At 38.7% G+C, this 13,808-nt stretch carries 11 protein-coding genes; 10 read left to right on the plus strand and 1 reads right to left on the minus strand.

Annotated features, from left to right (window positions below; translation table 11 throughout):
• Nucleotides 1–78 precede the first annotated feature (78 nt).
• The 8 genes from BZZ03_RS07415 to BZZ03_RS07450 all read left to right on the plus strand — a co-directional run bounded on the left by BZZ03_RS07415 (nucleotide 79) and on the right by BZZ03_RS07450 (nucleotide 9,910).
• Nucleotides 79–606, plus strand: a complete 528-nt coding sequence (locus BZZ03_RS07415) for a hypothetical protein (protein WP_086582901.1) — start codon at nucleotides 79–81, stop codon at nucleotides 604–606.
• 192 nt (nucleotides 607–798) lie between these two features.
• On the plus strand, nucleotides 799–2,022 hold the full coding sequence (gene rpsA, locus BZZ03_RS07420) for a 30S ribosomal protein S1 (protein WP_004256275.1): 1,224 nt from the start codon (nucleotides 799–801) through the stop codon (nucleotides 2,020–2,022).
• A gap of 233 nt (nucleotides 2,023–2,255) precedes the next feature.
• The gene (locus BZZ03_RS07425; protein ID WP_086582902.1) at nucleotides 2,256–3,053 is read left to right on the plus strand and encodes a YiiX/YebB-like N1pC/P60 family cysteine hydrolase; all 798 of its coding nucleotides are present in this window, start codon (nucleotides 2,256–2,258) and stop codon (nucleotides 3,051–3,053) included.
• A gap of 16 nt (nucleotides 3,054–3,069) precedes the next feature.
• Nucleotides 3,070–4,227, plus strand: a complete 1,158-nt coding sequence (locus BZZ03_RS07430; RefSeq protein WP_086582903.1) for a YncE family protein — start codon at nucleotides 3,070–3,072, stop codon at nucleotides 4,225–4,227.
• A gap of 114 nt (nucleotides 4,228–4,341) precedes the next feature.
• On the plus strand, nucleotides 4,342–5,970 hold the full coding sequence (locus BZZ03_RS07435; protein ID WP_086582904.1) for a glycoside hydrolase family 13 protein: 1,629 nt from the start codon (nucleotides 4,342–4,344) through the stop codon (nucleotides 5,968–5,970).
• Between the two features lie 159 nt (nucleotides 5,971–6,129).
• Nucleotides 6,130–7,035, plus strand: a complete 906-nt coding sequence (gnd, locus tag BZZ03_RS07440; protein ID WP_004256279.1) for a phosphogluconate dehydrogenase (NAD(+)-dependent, decarboxylating) — start codon at nucleotides 6,130–6,132, stop codon at nucleotides 7,033–7,035.
• A gap of 9 nt (nucleotides 7,036–7,044) precedes the next feature.
• Nucleotides 7,045–8,541, plus strand: a complete 1,497-nt coding sequence (gene gntK / locus BZZ03_RS07445; RefSeq protein WP_086582905.1) for a gluconokinase — start codon at nucleotides 7,045–7,047, stop codon at nucleotides 8,539–8,541.
• Nucleotides 8,542–8,557: 16 nt separating this feature from the next.
• Nucleotides 8,558–9,910, plus strand: coding sequence for a gluconate:H+ symporter (locus tag BZZ03_RS07450; protein WP_004256283.1), 1,353 nt, complete (start codon nucleotides 8,558–8,560; stop codon nucleotides 9,908–9,910).
• 37 nt (nucleotides 9,911–9,947) lie between these two features.
• Here the strand turns inward: BZZ03_RS07450 and nhaC are convergent, their stop codons facing one another.
• Entirely contained in the window at nucleotides 9,948–11,363 is a 1,416-nt protein-coding gene (gene nhaC, locus BZZ03_RS07455; RefSeq protein WP_086582906.1) for a Na+/H+ antiporter NhaC, read from the minus strand.
• 630 nt (nucleotides 11,364–11,993) lie between these two features.
• Between nhaC and pyrR the strand changes: the two genes are divergently transcribed.
• Both pyrR and BZZ03_RS07465 read left to right on the plus strand, forming a co-directional pair.
• Nucleotides 11,994–12,518: a bifunctional pyr operon transcriptional regulator/uracil phosphoribosyltransferase PyrR gene (gene pyrR, locus BZZ03_RS07460; RefSeq protein WP_086582907.1), complete on the plus strand. Its 525-nt coding sequence runs from the start codon at nucleotides 11,994–11,996 to the stop codon at nucleotides 12,516–12,518.
• Nucleotides 12,519–12,520: 2 nt separating this feature from the next.
• Nucleotides 12,521–13,807, plus strand: coding sequence for a uracil-xanthine permease family protein (locus tag BZZ03_RS07465; RefSeq protein ID WP_017369180.1), 1,287 nt, complete (start codon nucleotides 12,521–12,523; stop codon nucleotides 13,805–13,807).
• Nucleotide 13,808: the final 1 nt, after the last annotated feature.

The following is a 13,808-nucleotide window of genomic DNA, read 5'->3' on the forward strand; positions in this document are numbered from 1 at the left end:
ACCCGCGTTTTATTTTTGATTAAATTTTAAATTTGTTATAATTTATTTATAATCAAAAACTTATTTAAGGGTACGGATATGAAAAAAATTGGAAAAGGAAATATTGTTTTACTTGCATTAGTATTGTTAACGAGCCTCGCATTTATTTGGAGTACAAATTACAAAGAACAAAGCAAACTATTAGCTGACAATATCGCACTTCCATGGTTGAGACCAAGTTTTGATCAAGAAGGAACCACAGATCAACTCGTTGCGCAGATAGCTCAAGGAGATTACTCAAGTATACAAGGTAAATGGGCAAGTGAGCGTGGTGTGAATTACGAAATCGATGGGTCACGATTTCTTTTTGGTAAGCGTGAATATTATATGATAAAAGGTGGTTATGATAACTACGGAATTCCTTATATTATGACGGACAATAGACATTCAGCAAAACTATATTTTTATCCAGCAGGAAAACCGATTCCTACGCTTCAAGAAGATGGCACGGTTGTCGTTTCAGATATAGCAGATCCGAGTGATACAAGTAAAAATCGTCTCTTATTTGCGCAAACAGTACTCCCTTCAGAGCAAATAAAAGAAAACGTTTTCTATCACGAAAATTAAGCTGTAATGGCTTAATTTTTTTAGCGCTAAATACTGTAAAGACAAGTCGAAATAAACTTTTAGACAATTTAAAGGTATTCTTTATAAAAAAGAAGAAAAAAAGTATTAAAAAGCTTTCATTTCTCTCATAGTTGTGATATACTAAGTCATAAGACTGTAGACAGTCAAATTGTTGGAGGAATTTTTTTACAAATGAATGAATTTGAAACATTGTTAAACAGCGTTGAGGACGTTAAAGTACGTGACGTCGTAAAGGGTGAAATCCTTACTATCGAAAACGGGCAAGCAACAGTTGCTATCGTTGGTACAGGTGTTGAAGGTGTCCTTACACTTCGCGAAATCACAAACGACCGTGATGCTGATATCAATACATTCGTAAAACCTGGTGATATTCTTGATTTGCTTGTTATTAAACAAATCGTTGGTAAAGATGCTGAAGGTGCAAATGTATACCTTCTTTCATTGAAACGTCTTGAAGCTCGTAAAGCTTGGACTGAACTTGAAGGTAAAGAAGGCGAAATCCTTACAGTTAAAGTTACTAAAGACGTTAAAGGCGGACTTTCAGTAGACTATAACGGTGTTCGTGGATTTATCCCAGCGTCTATGATTGATACATACTTCGTTAAAGATACTAAGAAATTTGTTGGTCAAGAAATTGAAGCTAAAATTATCGAAATCAACGCTTCTGAAAACCGCTTCATCCTTAGCCGTCGTGCTGTAGTTGAAGCTGAAACTATCGAAATGCGTAAAGAAGCTTTTGCTCAATTGAACGAAGGCGATATCGTTGAAGGTACTGTTTCACGTGTTACTAACTTCGGTGCATTCGTTGACCTTGGTGGTATTGACGGACTTGTTCACGTTTCAGAACTTAGCCACAACCGTGTTAAACGTCCATCAGACGTTGTAAAACCTGGTGATAAAGTTGAAGTTAAAATCTTGAAACTTGATGAAGAAGCTGGTCGTCTTTCACTTTCTCTTAAAGCTACACAAGCTGGCCCATGGGAACAAGTTGAAGAAAAAGCACCAGTTGGCTCAACTGTTGAAGGAACTGTTAAACGTCTCACTGACTTTGGTGCATTCGTTGAACTCTTCCCAGGCGTTGAAGGACTTGTTCACGTTTCACAAATCTCTTGGGAACGTGTTGAAAATCCAAAAGACGTACTTAAAGTTGGTCAAGTTGTGAACGTAAAAGTTCTCGACGTGAAGCCTGAAGAAGAACGTATCTCACTTTCAATCAAAGCATTGGAAGAAGCTCCAGCTCGCCCAGCTCGTAATAACGAAGATGGCGAAAAACGTGACCGTAAACCACGTGCTCCACGTAAAGCAGCTAAACCAAGCTACGATCTTCCAGAAACTCAAGAAGGTTTCTCACTCGCAGACTTCCTTGGTGAAGACTTCGACATCAACGATTTGTAAGAAAATCTCCAGAAAAGTCGCTTAAGCGACTTTTTTTGATCTTTGATAAAAATTTCTTTTGGCAATTTGAAATTGACTTCTGAACTTAATAGTTCAGGAGTTTTTCTATTTTATTGAGGTGTCTTTGTGTTGATTGCGAAAGCTTAAAGCATTTCTGCAAGATACAGGATATTTCGATGATTTAATTTTTCTTAACTCAAGCGAAAAATTGTGAATAGGAAAACTATGTTAAGATGAAAGAAAAATTATTAGAAAAGAGGAAACGTATGGCGAGGAAGAAAACACAGTTGTCTATTGGACTAATGGGAGTTGCTTTGCTAGGGTTAGGAGGTTTGGGAGTTGGTCAAGCCAAAGCCGAATCTCTGGATAACTTGAAAGAAAGAATGGAAGAACATGTAAAGAAATTAGAAAGAAGCAGTCGTTCCGCAAATTCTGATGAAACAAGAAAAATGGAAAAAGAACTGGAAGAGATGTATCTCAAGATGGTTGATCAAGAAATGAAAGAAAATAAGATCATGGAAAAGATCGATAACTTATCAGTAGTTCCGGATAAGACAGAGCGAACACGTGCGCGACATGGCAGATGGACTTGGCGTGATGGCGTTATCGCTGTGACAAACAATGGAATTTCTGGAAGCTGGCATGCGGGAATAGTAGCGCCACAAAAATCATGGGTTACTGCAGAATCTTCCCCAAAAACAGGGGTTAAGCTTCAATATAACTTTGAAGGTCGTGGAACAGTAGGCAAATATAATGTCTGGCAAACAGGTGTAAAGTCAACGACTGTCTCACAAGATTGGCATGCGGGGCATTGGGCGGGGAGACAGGTAGGCAAGCCCTATAACTATAATTTCTATAAAACTAATAATAGAAACAGCTTTTACTGCTCGCAGCTGATTTGGGCAGCCTATATGGATGTTGCCAAGGTTAATCTCAATACCTCCGCTTACGATATCCCAGGTGCACGTGCTATCCATCCTTCCGAGTTGCTTTATAATAATAAAGTCCAGTTGATTTATCGCGCAAAATAAGGATGTCTACCAGACAATGAAAAAAATAATACTACTAGTCCTAGCTACTGTTTTACTCTCGCTTGGTGCGGTCTTTTTAGTCTATAGAAGCTTCCCTAAAGGAGAACAAACCTTTAAAACGAGTAAAAAAACTGACTTTTATATCATGTCGTCCAAAAAGATTGTAGGTTTTGAGCGGACAGATAAAGGGGTAAATAAACGCTCAGAAGACAAAGTAAAGCTAGGAGAGCAGACCGCAACCCATAATCTGCAACCTGATTCTAAAAATAATCATTTCTTTGTCTTTGAAGATTTTACATCAGGTCCTTTTTCTAGTGAGCAGCAAACAGTAGTCAGTTTAGATCTTCAAAAAGGAAGATTATCAAAAGCAGAATATCCTGAAGGGCCAATCACAGGTGCGGGATTTGATGGAAATTTTTACTATCCTATGACCAGTCAATATAAGGGAGGATCTATTCATAAATATGATAAGTCGAAAACACTAAAAAAACAGTATAAATTCCCAGATACAGCTGACAACGTGATGCCTGCTGCAGCAACCGATGAGCATTATCTTTATGTTTTGAATAATGTGACGAATGAGGGGGAAAAGTATACACACAACAATCTTGTGACTTTTGATAAAAACAATTTAACGAAAGTAGATGAAAGGTTAATCACCAATGCAAGTCCTAATGTAGCAAACTCAGAAGGCTTTATGGATATAAAACTAATAGGAAATAAATTTTACCTGACCAATAGAGGGAATCGCTTGAAGAGCAATCCTTATGAACCGACTCCACAAGATAAATTAGTTATCCTTGATAAAGACAGTTTGGCACGTAAGGAAGTTAGCTTGGGGCAAGATGAACCACATAAAATAGCAGTATCTAATGATGAAAAAACTTTAGCCATTAGTCATGCGAATGACAGTTTTGATACCTCAATGATAATAAGTTTCTACGACATAGATAGCCAAAAAATTCGGAGGTTAGTACTTGATGAATCACTCATGGAGAACTATTCTACAGAAGACATGCTAATTAATGTCGACTTTGATAAAGACGGCAAAGTTTGGATTTTAACTTGGAAAAATCTTCTTGTATATGATTTAGAAAAGCAAGAAAAAATTTTCGGACTTGATTTAGTAAAATATGACTTAGAATACGCACATTTATTAGCTTTGAAGAAATGATACCTCACGTGATAAAAAATATTCTTTACCTTTTTGTTGCTCATTTTGTTTAAAAATGCTATCATATTTTTAAGCAACCGCTTGCGTAAAAAATGAAAAAAGAGGAAATAAATAATGAATCAACAAAATTGGTGGCAAAAAATTGTGATGTATCAGATTTATCCGAGAAGTTTTCAAGACAGTAATGGAGATGGTATAGGCGATATTAAAGGTATTATTTCGCGCTTAGATTATCTTGCTGAGCTAGGTATTGGTGGTATTTGGCTTAGTCCTGTTTATCAGTCTCCCAATGATGATAATGGTTATGATATTTCAGATTATGAGTCTATTATGGACGAATTTGGCACAATGAGAGACATGGAAATACTTATTTCTGAAGCAGATAAACGTGGTATCAAAATTATTATGGATCTAGTTGTTAATCATACCAGCGATGAGCATCCATGGTTTATTGAAGCAAGAAAATCTAAAGAAAATAACTACCACGACTATTATATCTGGAGAGATGCACCATCTGATGGCAGTTTGCCTAATGATTTGAAGTCAATCTTCGGAGGCCCTGCTTGGCAATGGGATGAAGTTGTAGAGCAATACTATTTGCATTTGTTCAGCAAGAAGCAACCGGATCTCAATTGGGAAAATGAAAAACTCCGCCAAGCTATTTATGAGATGATGAACTTTTGGATAGATAAAGGTATCGGAGGTTTCCGTATGGATGTCATCGATTTGATTGGGAAGCAACCAAATCAAGGTATTACAGGAAATGGACCAAAATTACACGATTATTTGAAGGAGATGAATCAGGCGACTTTTGGTGATAAAAATCTGCTGACTGTAGGAGAAACTTGGGGCGCAACACCTGAAATTGCGAAACAATATTCTAACCCAGCCAATAAAGAGCTCTCGATGGTGTTCCAATTTGAACATATCGGTTTAGATGAAGCTGAAGGAAAAACCAAGTGGGATTTGATGCCACTAGAGATTCCAAAATTAAAGGAGGTCTTTAGTAAATGGCAAACAGAATTAGGAAATGAAGGCTGGAATTCACTCTTTTGGAATAACCATGATCTGCCAAGGATTGTCTCACGTTGGGGTAATGATAAAGAATACCGTGTAGAATCGGCTAAAATGCTAGCTATTCTCCTACATATGATGAAAGGAACTCCGTACATTTATCAAGGAGAAGAAATTGGCATGACCAATAAACCTGTAAATGATATTGAACAAATTGATGATATTGAAAGTCGAAATATGTATTTTGAGAGATTGGAGGAAGGTTACAGTAAGGAGGATATTCTTCAGTCAATCAACGCAAAGGGACGTGACAATGCACGTACACCGATGCAATGGAGCAATGAAAAATCAGCTGGATTTAGTGCAGGCCATCCTTGGTTAGCCATTAACCCTAACTATGAAAAAATTAATGTAGAGGCAGCCTTAGAGGATGAAAATTCCATCTTTTACACTTATCAAAAGTTGATTGCTTTACGTAAAGAAAACCCGATCATCGTCTGGGGCGAATTCAAGCTAATTAAAAATACAGCAGAAGAAGTTTTTGCTTATATTCGATCTTACAAAGGTGAAAACTGGTTAATTGTGGCTAATTTCAGTACTAAGGAAAATCAATTTTCTTCCTCATATGAAGTAAAAGAGGAAGTAATTCATAACTATTCTGAGGCTATTGATAATGTGGAAGAAATTGTCCTCAAACCTTATGAAGCCTTTGTTGCTAAACTTAAATAAATTACAAACCACCTTACTTCAATCGGAGTAAGGTTTTTTTGTGCATCTTTTAACAGAAAAACATTTACATTTAAATTGTTGACAAATGAAAAATAATTACTTATAATAAAAGAAAGCGTTATCAAAATATTGACAGATAATTTAAGGAGAGTAGATATAATGAAATTTGGAATAATCGGTCTTGGAAAAATGGGCTACAACTTAGTACAAAATGCTGTGGATCATGGTATCGAAGTGGTGGCTTTTGATCAAAATGAAGCGATTGCGCATGAAGCAGAAAAATATTCTGAAAAAATAACCGCAGCTCATAGCTTGGAAAATCTTTTAAGTAAACTTCCAAGTCCTAAGATAGTATGGGTAATGTTGCCAGCCGGAGAAGCGACAAATTCAACAATTGAACAGCTTTCTGAACAACTCTCTGCGGGCGACATTCTTATTGATGGCGGAAATTCTAATTATAAAGACAACTTGAAGCAAAATGAAGAACTTAAAAAGAAGGGGATTCACTTTTTCGATGTTGGAACTTCGGGAGGAATGGCTGGTGCACGTTCTGGCGGAAATTTTATGATTGGTGGAGATGACGAGGCATCTTGGAAAGTTCTTGAACCACTATTTAAAGCCTTGGCGCAAGAGAACGGTTATCTCTATACTGGAAAATTAGGGAGCGGGCATTATCTCAAAATGATTCACAATGGGATTGAATATGGCATGATGCAGGCTATTGCTGAAGGCTTTGAAATTTTGGAAGCTTCACCTTATGATTATGATTACGAGGCGGTAGCAAAACTATGGAATCATGGTTCGGTTATTCGTAGCTGGTTGATGGAATTGGCTGAAGCACAGTTTGCTCAAGACCCAAAATTAGAAGATATTGCAGGAAAAGTTGCAGCTTCGGGTGAAGGAAAATGGACAGTGGAAGAAAGTCTAGATTTAGAAGTCCCTGCCCCAATCATTGCTCTCTCACTCATGATGCGAAATCGTAGTTTACAAGAAGATACAATGACAGGGAAAGTTGTTGCTGCCTTGCGCAATGGCTTTGGTGGACATGCAGTAGTAGAAAAGTAAGGAGAAAAAATGGAATATTTGATTGGTCTTGACCTAGGGACGACTGCAACCAAGGCAGTTCTCTTTAAAAAAGACGGAGAAATCGTGGCTAGTAGCAGTCATGGCTATAAACTTCATCGGGATTCGACAGGAATGGCAGAAGAATCCCTGGAAGACATTTTCGAAGCTGTTTTGATTACTATTCGTGAGGTTTCAATTCATCTAGAAGAGGAAGATGAGCTCTTAGCTGTATCTTTCAGTACACAACTGCACTCGCTTATTGCTTTTGACCAAGAGTGGCAACCTTTGACAAGAGTGATTACGTGGGCAGATACACGAGCAGTTGCTTTTACAGATGAACTGAAGTCTTCAGGACAAGGTTTTGAAATTTATCAACGAACAGGAACACCGATTCATCCGATGGCGCCACTCTCAAAACTTTTATGGCTAGCAAGTGAACGCCCAGAAGTTTTTGAAAATGCAACGCACTATCTTGACTTGAAAGGTTATATTTTCTATCGTCTCTTTAAAACGAACAAGATGGACTTGTCGGTTGCAACTGGAACAGGAATTTTTAATATTCATGAGTTGAACTGGGACAAGGAAGTTCTAAAACTCGTGAAAGTTTCCCAACAGCAACTTCCACAAGTCGTTGAACCTTATGAGATTGAAGAGGGAATGCCTTCAGAATTTGCCAAGAAGATGGGCATTCCTGAGACAACTAAGTTTGTCTGGGGCGCAGGAGATGGTCCACTTTCTAATCTTGGTGTTAACGCCATTAAACCAGGAGTAGCTGCAATTACTATTGGGACTTCAGGCGCGATTCGTGTGGTAACAGACAAGCCACGTGTTGATGCTAAAGCACGGACATTTACCTATGCTTTGGATAAGGAACATTGGGTAGTTGGAGGTCCAGTTAACTCTGGTGGCGATGTTTTCCGTTGGGTAAGAGATCAAATTTTCGATGAGGAATTAAACTTTGACGAAATTACTGAGATTGCCGCGCAGATAGAGGCGGGAGCAGAAGGTCTGCTTTTCCATCCTTATTTGGGCGGGGAACGTGCTCCTCTTTGGGATGCTAATGCCAGAGGCTCCTTCTTTGGCTTAAACCATGGACATAATCGGGATCATATGGCCCGCGCCGTTTTAGAGGGTGTAATGTTCAATCTTTACATGGTGGCTCTAAGTTTGATTGAAGTGACCGGAGATTTAAAGCAAATCCAAGCAACAGGCGGATTTGTCAGTTCAGAGTTATGGACACAAATTTTAGCTGATATTTTTGAACAACCAATTAATGTGCCAGAAAGCAAGGAAGCAGGCTGTTTAGCAGCTGTGGTAATGGCAGAAAAAGCCTTAGGATTGATTGATGATTTGGGTGTTGTTGAGCAAATGATCGGATCTAATGCAACCTACAAACCTAACAGTAAGAATTTTAAAGCTTATAGAGAATTATCAATCATTTTTGTACAATTGGCCCGTAGTTTTGAAGAAAGTTATAAGGTTATAGCTGACTATCAGCGTAAATAAAAGTTAGGAGATTTTTATGGATTTACTTATCGTTTTGGTCGGAGTATTGATCTTGCTTTTCTTGATTGGGAAAGCTAAGTTGAATACTTTTGTCTCTCTGGTTATCGTTTCCTTTATTGTTGCGATGCTTCTTGGGATTGATTTAGCAAAGATTCCAACTTCTATCGAAACAGGGATTGGCGGGCAGCTCGGTCATTTAGGAATTATCTTTGGGTTTGGAGCCATGCTTGGCCGCTTGGTCTCAGATGCCGGCGGTGCCTATCGTATTGCGCACACGCTGATTGACAAATTTGGGAATAAAAGGATTCAGCTTGCTGTTGTTTTAGCTTCCTTTATCATTGGAATCGCACTTTTCTTTGAAGTCGGTATGGTTCTTTTAATTCCAATTATCTTTGCGATTGCTGCAGAACTCGCTATTCCAATCCTCTATTTGGGTATTCCGATGGTTGCAGCTCTGTCTGTGGCCCATGGATTCCTCCCACCTCACCCTGGACCTACAGCCATTGCAGGTGTTTACGGGGCAAATATGGGCTTAGTCCTTCTTTATGGCTTTATTATTGCCGTACCTACAGTTCTCATCGCAGGACCTCTCTTTACAAAATTTGCGAAAAAGATGGTACCGGATGCTTTTTCAAGAAAAGGCAATCTGTCAACAGTTGGAGAATATAAAGAGTTCAGACTTGAAGAAACACCCTCTTTCTTGTCAGCAACGCTTACCTCACTTATGCCAGTTCTTTTAATGGCCATTTCTACTTTATACGTGATGGTGGCACATGGAGGCAAAACACCAAAAAATCCAAGTGCGCTAGATAATATAGTTGCTTTTATTGGTAGCCCGGATGTGGCAATGCTTCTTTCACTACTTATCGCTATCTTTACCATGGGTATTTTCCGTAAGATTCCAATGAAGCGTTTAATGGCATCAGCAGAAGCTTCTATTAAACAGATTGCCATGATGCTCCTAATTATTGGTGGTGGTGGTGCCTTTAAACAAGTCCTTATTGATGGTGGTGTGGGTGACTCAGTTGCTCAAATCTTCCAAGGTAGTCGTCTGTCACCCTTGATTTTAGCTTGGTTAATTGCTGTTGTTCTACGTTTAGCTTTGGGTTCTGCCACAGTTGCAGCCTTAACTGCAGCTGGACTCGTTTTACCTTTAATGGCAGCTACAGGTACAAATCCGGCTTTGTTAGTTATCGCTACAGGCGCAGGCTCCCTTTTCTTTAGTCATGTCAATGACGCAGGTTTCTGGATGTTTAAAGAATATTTCAATCTTACAGTCAAAGAAACGCTGTTAACATGGTCGCTTTTAGAAACATTAATTGCCATTGTTGGGCTCGTTGGAGCACTTATATTAAATGTGTTTGTATAAGAAAAAAAGCCATTAGAAGTTCTCTAATGGCTTTTTATTACAAACTTTGCGCTGTAGAAACAACATCTTTAGTTTTCATACTGGAAATCTTTTTAACCCCAAGGCCGGTAAAAGCGCTGATAAGAGAAAAGACAGGGGAGAATAAACTAAAGAAGACAAAAGGTAAGTAAGTCAGAGTTGGTACGCCGAAAGTACTGGCAACGAAACTCCCTGCAATTCCCCAAGGAATAAGGTAGTTGATGACTGTTCCGCCATCCTCAAGCGTACGCCCCAAGACAACGGGGTCAAGATTGGCTCTTTTGTAGACCTCTTTAAACGCGTTACCAGGAAGAATTACCGAAAGGAATTGCTCACCAATAAAGATATTTACACCGATACTAGTGAACAAGGTCGTTGTGATCAAACTCTTTGGTGAGGCCAGTTTATGTGCAACCCGGTCCATGACTGTCGAAACAAGTCCTGTTTTCATGAGGAGACCGCCAAGAGATAAGGTAAGAATGATGAGTGATACTGTTGGCATCATGCTTTCAATTCCGCCACGTGAAAGTAGGAGGTCAATTTCTTGATTTCCTGTTGCTGATTTAAAACCAGAATCAATCAATAAACCGAGGTCAGTAACTTTTGTATGTGGATTCTGAATAAATATCATTACTAAAGCGATACCAATATTCAAAAGAATAGTAAGGATAGCGGGGATTTTTTTCCAAGCACAAACAAACATGAGGAGGATAGGAATGAAGGCCCAGGCCGAAATTGAAAAATTAGCATGTAGAACTTTTGTGACTTCAGCAATCTTATCTAAACTGGTTGCTTGATTGCTGACACCTAACATAGCAAATAAGACTAAAGAAACCACAAATGCTGGAAGTGTCGACCACATAAGATTTTTGATGTGCTTAAATAAATCCGCATCAACAACGGCAGCAGTAAGGTTTGTTGATTCTGAAAGTGGAGACATTTTATCTCCGAAAACAGCACCAGAGACAATAGCCCCTACGATGAGAGCAGGATTGAGTCCGAGCGTTGCACCGATACCAAAGAAAGCAATACCGATAGTTGACATCACGGTAAAGGCACTTCCGACGGCACTCCCTACAATCGCACAGACAATGAAGACTGAAGGTACGAACCATTTGACACTGATAATATTAAAACCAAGAACCATCAGAGTTGGTATGATTCCAGCTTGAATCCATACAGCAATTAAGGAGCCCACTAAAATAAAGATAAATATTGGGATGATGCCAGGTTTTATTCCGGAGATTATGCCATCATGAATCGCATCAAAGGGCATACGTTTCGCAGACATGTAAATCATGACAATACCGATAGCAAACAAAATGGCAATATTTGGTGCAATCTTAAAGCCAATTACGGAAATGGCAATTGTTGCGATGACTAAAGTAAGCATGAGACAGGCTTCCATCATGCTAGGTTGTTTTATTTTTTTCATATATTTTTCCTTGTAGATTAACTTGTGTTTTGTAATTGTTTATGAACTTTTGTTAAACAATATCGGATAATTCCTCCACAGGATAAATAACTTATGTTCTGTGAGCTCATATCTTTCCTCCTTTTGAAATAAAAAAATCACCCTCAGCTTAAGAAGCTAAGGGCGAATTTCTCCACGGTACCACCTTATTTTTAAAACAGCGAGTGTTTTTCTTTATAATTTCAATTATTATTTTTTCTCAGCTCATTTTAGTGTAATTCAACAAATAGTTCTGATCGGTTCGCAGCAACCACCGACTTTCTGAACAAGAAAACTATTTCCTACTGGGTTAAAATGTTTTTTAGCTTATGTACAAGAATATATTAAAGTCTTTAATTTGTCAAAAATATTTACTCGAAGTATGGAAATATTCTGTATATTGATAATAATTTTATTTTTAAAAGGGGAACCTGTCGTAAATTCTTGCAAAAAAATCAAGGATTTGCTATAATCACTATAACCTTTAAGTGTGTCCAGAGAGGCAGGCAAGGTCAGAATCTTGAATGAACTTAATTAAAGTATATTATAGAGTATTTTCTGATACCTTCCCTAGCCCTTGGACTAGGGAATTTTTCTATATTGGAGTGTTTTATGGCAAAAAAAGAAATCATTGATGAAATCACAATGAAACGTGCGATTACACGTATTACTTATGAAATTATTGAACGAAACAAAGAATTGGATAAACTTGTTCTTATCGGAATTAAGACACGCGGTGTGTACTTGGCTCAACGAATCCAAGAGCGCTTGGCACAGTTGGAAAGTATCGATATGCCTTTAGGCGAACTTGATACACGTCCATTCCGTGATGATAAGAAAGCGACAGAAGATACAACAGAAATTAACGTTGATATTACAGGGAAAGACATTGTCTTAGTAGACGACGTGCTCTATACTGGTCGTACGATTCGTGCAGCGATTGATGGGTTAGTTGACCGTGGACGCCCTGCGCGTGTTCAGTTAGCAGTATTAGTTGATCGTGGCCATCGTGAATTGCCGATTCGTGCGGATTATGTTGGAAAAAATATTCCCACGTCCCAAGGTGAAGAAATTATCGTCAACATGTCAGAAGTTGATGGTGAAGATAGCATCTTAATTAAGAAAGAAGAGGCTTAATTGTGTCCAGTAATACAGATATTCTTTTAAAAGTTGACGAAAAACCAAAAGGCGGTCAATGGTTTGGCCTTTCTTTCCAACATCTTTTTGCCATGTTTGGCTCAACGGTTTTAGTTCCAATACTCGTAGGTATCGACCCTGCAATTGCCCTGCTTAGTTCTGGTTTAGGAACTTTAGCACATATGTCGGTGACACGGTTTAAAGTCCCAGCTTACATGGGTTCAAGTTTTGCTTACATTGGGGCAATGCAACTTCTGATGAAGCAAGGTGGAATGCCAGCAATTGCTCAAGGGGCTTTAACCGGTGGTTTAGTTTACTTACTTGTTGCCATTATTGTTCGTTTTGCTGGGCAAGGCTGGATTGACCGAGTTTTACCACCTATCGTTGTGGGTCCAATCGTTATGGTCATCGGTCTTTCCTTGGCGCCTGTAGCTATCAATGACTCCATGTATACTAATCCAGGAGCGATGACAGGATATAGTTTGCCTTTCTTAGCTATTTCTATGATTACTGTCATGGCAATCGTTATTTTCAGTATCTATGGTAAAGGCTTCCTATCTGTAGTTCCGATTTTGCTCGGTATTGTCACCGGATATATCGCAGCCATCATCATTGGAAAAGTAACTGGTCAAAGCATTGTGGACTTTTCAAATGTTTCCCAAGCAAGCTGGCTCTCACTTCCTACAATGGAAATTCCGTTTTTAAGTTATAAATGGGCCTTTTATCCTTCAGCAATCTTGACGATGGCGCCCATTGCCTTTGTTACAATGACAGAGCACTTTGGACACATCATGGTCTTGAATTCCTTGACCGGCAAGGATTATTTTAAAGAGCCAGGACTTGACCGAACTTTGGCGGGTGATGGTGTAGCACAAGTTATTGCCTCATTCATCGGTGCACCCCCAGTAACTTCATATGGTGAAAATATCGGTGTTATGGCTATTACGAAGATACATTCGATCTATGTTATCGCTGGCGCCGCTGTTCTTGCGGTAGTAGTCAGCTTCATCGGGAAATTGACAGCCTTGCTAACTTCTATCCCAAGTCCGGTTATCGGTGGAGCTTCCATCGCCCTCTTTGGAGTTATTGCAGCGAGTGGTTTGAAAATTATTGTTGAAAATAAAATCAACTTTGATATCAAACGTAACTTGTTAATTTCAAGTGTCGTACTGGTTATTGGTATCGGAGGTATGGTTCTTGATATCACGCAAAATCTACAAATTTCATCTGTAGCTATTGCAACAATTATTGGTATTGTGCTTAATCTGGTTTTGCCAGAGGAAGCTTAAT

The organism is Lactococcus petauri (assembly GCF_002154895.1).
In the GTDB taxonomy this organism is placed as follows: Bacteria; Bacillota; Bacilli; order Lactobacillales; family Streptococcaceae; genus Lactococcus; species Lactococcus petauri.

Bases quoted from the DNA above. Each gene is read 5' to 3' on its own strand.
- BZZ03_RS07415 (WP_086582901.1), top strand. From the start codon at position 79: ATGAAAAAAATTGGAAAAGGAAATATTGTTTTACTTGCATTAGTATTG.
- rpsA (WP_004256275.1), top strand. From the start codon at position 799: ATGAATGAATTTGAAACATTGTTAAACAGCGTTGAGGACGTTAAAGTA.
- BZZ03_RS07425 (WP_086582902.1), top strand. From the start codon at position 2,256: ATGAAAGAAAAATTATTAGAAAAGAGGAAACGTATGGCGAGGAAGAAA.
- BZZ03_RS07430 (WP_086582903.1), top strand. From the start codon at position 3,070: ATGAAAAAAATAATACTACTAGTCCTAGCTACTGTTTTACTCTCGCTT.
- BZZ03_RS07435 (WP_086582904.1), top strand. From the start codon at position 4,342: ATGAATCAACAAAATTGGTGGCAAAAAATTGTGATGTATCAGATTTAT.
- gnd (WP_004256279.1), top strand. From the start codon at position 6,130: ATGAAATTTGGAATAATCGGTCTTGGAAAAATGGGCTACAACTTAGTA.
- gntK (WP_086582905.1), top strand. From the start codon at position 7,045: ATGGAATATTTGATTGGTCTTGACCTAGGGACGACTGCAACCAAGGCA.
- BZZ03_RS07450 (WP_004256283.1), top strand. From the start codon at position 8,558: ATGGATTTACTTATCGTTTTGGTCGGAGTATTGATCTTGCTTTTCTTG.
- nhaC (WP_086582906.1), bottom strand. From the start codon at position 11,363: ATGAAAAAAATAAAACAACCTAGCATGATGGAAGCCTGTCTCATGCTT.
- pyrR (WP_086582907.1), top strand. From the start codon at position 11,994: ATGGCAAAAAAAGAAATCATTGATGAAATCACAATGAAACGTGCGATT.